General features: G+C 49.4%; 2 rRNA genes. Both read left to right on the top strand.

What is annotated here, in order from left to right:
- Nucleotides 1–182 precede the first annotated feature (182 nt).
- A 23S ribosomal RNA gene (locus tag CP367_RS08505) occupies nt 183–3,090 on the top strand.
- 70 nt (nt 3,091–3,160) lie between these two features.
- A 5S ribosomal RNA gene (gene rrf, locus CP367_RS08500) occupies nt 3,161–3,277 on the top strand.
- Nucleotides 3,278–3,345 lie beyond the last annotated feature (68 nt).

The raw sequence follows: 3,345 nt of genomic DNA, 5'->3' as shown, positions 1-3,345 counted from the left end.
AGCAGGAATGCTAAGAGAAGTATCCAGAGCAAGCGGAAGCACACTGAGAAACTTTGTTTAGTTTTGAGGGTAGTACCTCAAAAAGAGCTAGTACATTGAAAACTGAATATAATCCAAGCAAAAAACCGAGACAATCAAAGAGAACAGATTGTAGAGCGACCGAGAAGAGAATTCTTGAGTAAGGTCAAGTAGAAAAGGGCGCACGGTGAATGCCTAGGCACTAACAGCCGAAGAAGGACGTGACGAACTACGAAAAGCTTCGGGGAGCGGTAAGTACGCAGTGATCCGGAGATATCCGAATGGGGGAACCTAATGCAGAGATGCATTATTGATTAGTGAATAGATAGCTAATCAAAGGAAGACGCAGTGAACTGAAACATCTAAGTAGCTGCAGGAAGAGAAAGAAAGATCGATTTCCTTAGTAGCGGCGAGCGAAGAGGAAAGAGCCCAAACCAAGTGATTTATCATTTGGGGTTGTAGGACTGCGACGTGGCAGTGTAAGAGATAGTTGAATTATCTGGGAAGGTAAGCCAGAGAGGGTGAGAGCCCCGTAAGCGAAATCTCAAGCACGCCTAGCAGAATCCTGAGTAGGCCGGGACACGAGGAATCCCGGTTGAAACCGCGAGGACCATCTCGCAAGGCTAAATACTAGTTAGTGACCGATAGTGAACCAGTACCGTGAGGGAAAGGTGAAAAGAACCCCGGAAGGGGAGTGAAAAAGAACCTGAAACCGTGTGTCTACAAGTAGTCAAAGCACATTAAAGTGCAATGGCGTGCCTTTTGTAGAATGAACCGGCGAGTTACGTTATCTAGCGAGGTTAAGTCAGAAAAGACGGAGCCGGAGCGAAAGCGAGTCTTAATAGGGCGAAAAGTTAGGTGACGTAGACCCGAAACCAAGTGACCTACCCATGACCAGGCTGAAGGTGTGGTAAAACGCACTGGAGGGCCGAACCCACGTAAGTTAAAAATTGCGGGGATGAGTTGTGGGTAGCGGTGAAATTCCAAACGAACTTGGAGATAGCTGGTTCTCTCCGAAATAGCTTTAGGGCTAGCCTCGTGGAGAGGATAATGGAGGTAGAGCTCTGTTTGGACTAGGGGCCCGTCAGGGGTTACTGAATCCAGATAAACTACGAATTCCAGATATCCATACACGGGAGTCAGACTGCGAGTGATAAGATCCGTAGTCGAAAGGGAAACAGCCCAGATCACCAGTTAAGGTCCCCAAATCTATGCTAAGTGGAAAAGGATGTGGAGTTGCGTAGACAACTAGGACGTTGGCTCAGAAGCAGCCATCATTCAAAGAGTGCGTAATAGCTCACTAGTCGAGTGGCGCTGCGCCGAAAATTTACCGGGGCTAAGCATAGTACCGAAACTGTGGATGTGTTTTAAAGAGCACGTGGTAGGAGAGCGTTCTAAGGGCGGAGAAGTTGAATCGAGAGGATCAATGGAGCGCTTAGAAGTGAGAATGCCGGTATGAGTAGCGAAAGATAGGTGAGAATCCTATCCGCCGAAAGACTAAGGTTTCCTGGGGCAGGCTCGTCCGCCCAGGGTAAGTCGGGACCTAAGGCAAGGCCGAGAGGCGTAGTCGATGGATAACAGGTAGAGATTCCTGTACTGTGTCAAATCGTTAAGAGCGAAGGAGGGACGCAGGAGGTGAAGCACGCATCGCGATGGAACGATGTTCAAGCAACAAGTGCGGTTAAGAGTCAAATGCTTCTAACCAGCAACACGAGTTGTGAAGAGGAGTGAATTAAAAGTAGCGAAGGTGTGGTAATCACACTGCCAAGAAAAGCTTCTAGCCAGAGATGACATACCCGTACCGCAAACCGACACAGGTAGTCGAGTGGAGAACACTAAGGTGAGCGAGAGAACTCTCGTTAAGGAACTCGGCAAAATGACCCCGTAACTTCGGAAGAAGGGGTGCTAGCCAAGAGATTGGTTAGCCGCAGTGAATAGGCCCAAACAACTGTTTATCAAAAACACAGGTCTCTGCAAAATCGTAAGATGACGTATAGAGGCTGACACCTGCCCGGTGCTGGAAGGTTAAGAGGAGAGCTTAGCGTAAGCGAAGGTTTGAATTGAAGCCCCAGTAAACGGCGGCCGTAACTATAACGGTCCTAAGGTAGCGAAATTCCTTGTCGGGTAAGTTCCGACCTGCACGAAAGGTGTAATGATTTGGGCACTGTCTCAACGAGAGACTCGGTGAAATTATAATACCCGTGAAGATGCGGGTTACCCGCGACAGGACGGAAAGACCCCATGGAGCTTCACTGTAGCTTGATATTGAGTATCTTTTAAACATGTACAGGATAGGTAGGAGCCAGAGAAGATAGGACGCTAGTCTTATTGGAGGCAATGTTGGGATACTACCCTTGTTTGAAGGATGCTCTAACCTCGACCTGTAAGCCAGGCCAGGGACAGTGTCAGGTGGGCAGTTTGACTGGGGCGGTCGCCTCCTAAAGTGTAACGGAGGCGCTCAAAGGTTCCCTCAGAATGGTTGGAAATCATTCGCAGAGTGTAAAGGTATAAGGGAGCTTGACTGCGAGAGAGACAACTCGAGCAGGTAGGAAACTAGGACTTAGTGATCTGGTGGTACCGTATGGAAGGGCCATCACTCAACGGATAAAAGCTACCCTGGGGATAACAGGCTTATCTCCCCCAAGAGTTCACATCGACGGGGAGGTTTGGCACCTCGATGTCGGCTCGTCGCATCCTGGGGCTGAAGTCGGTCCCAAGGGTTGGGCTGTTCGCCCATTAAAGCGGCACGCGAGCTGGGTTCAGAACGTCGTGAGACAGTTCGGTCCCTATCCGTCGTGGGCGTAGGAAATTTGAGAGGAGCTGTCCTTAGTACGAGAGGACCGGGATGGACGCACCGCTGGTGTACCAGTTGTTCCGCCAGGAGCATCGCTGGGTAGCTATGTGCGGAAGGGATAAGCGCTGAAAGCATCTAAGTGCGAAGCCCCCCTCAAGATGAGATTTCCTTTGCGTAAGCAGTAAGACACCTCAGAGACGATGAGGTAGATAGGCTGGGAGTGGAAGTCCTGTGAAGGATGGAGCGGACCAGTACTAATCAGTCGAGGACTTGACCAAAGCGAAGCAAACTGGAAGGTTTTTTGCGAGAAGGATTATGTTTAGTTTTGAGTGTAAAAGCTCAAAAGAGTACGGTGGCGAAAGCAAGAAGGATACACCTGTTCCCATGCCGAACACAGAAGTTAAGCTTCTTAACGCCGAAAGTAGTTGGTGGGCAACTGCCTGCGAGGAAAGGAAGCTGCCGTGCTCTTTTTTAATATTCCGGCTTAGCTCAGTTGGTAGAGCGCTTGACTGTTAATCAAGATGTCGTCAGTT

Origin of the sequence: Lactobacillus sp. UMNPBX16, assembly GCF_002553775.1 — a bacterium.
Lineage (GTDB): Bacteria > Bacillota > Bacilli > Lactobacillales > Lactobacillaceae > Lactobacillus > Lactobacillus crispatus.
This window is presented reverse-complemented; position numbering and strand designations above follow the sequence as displayed.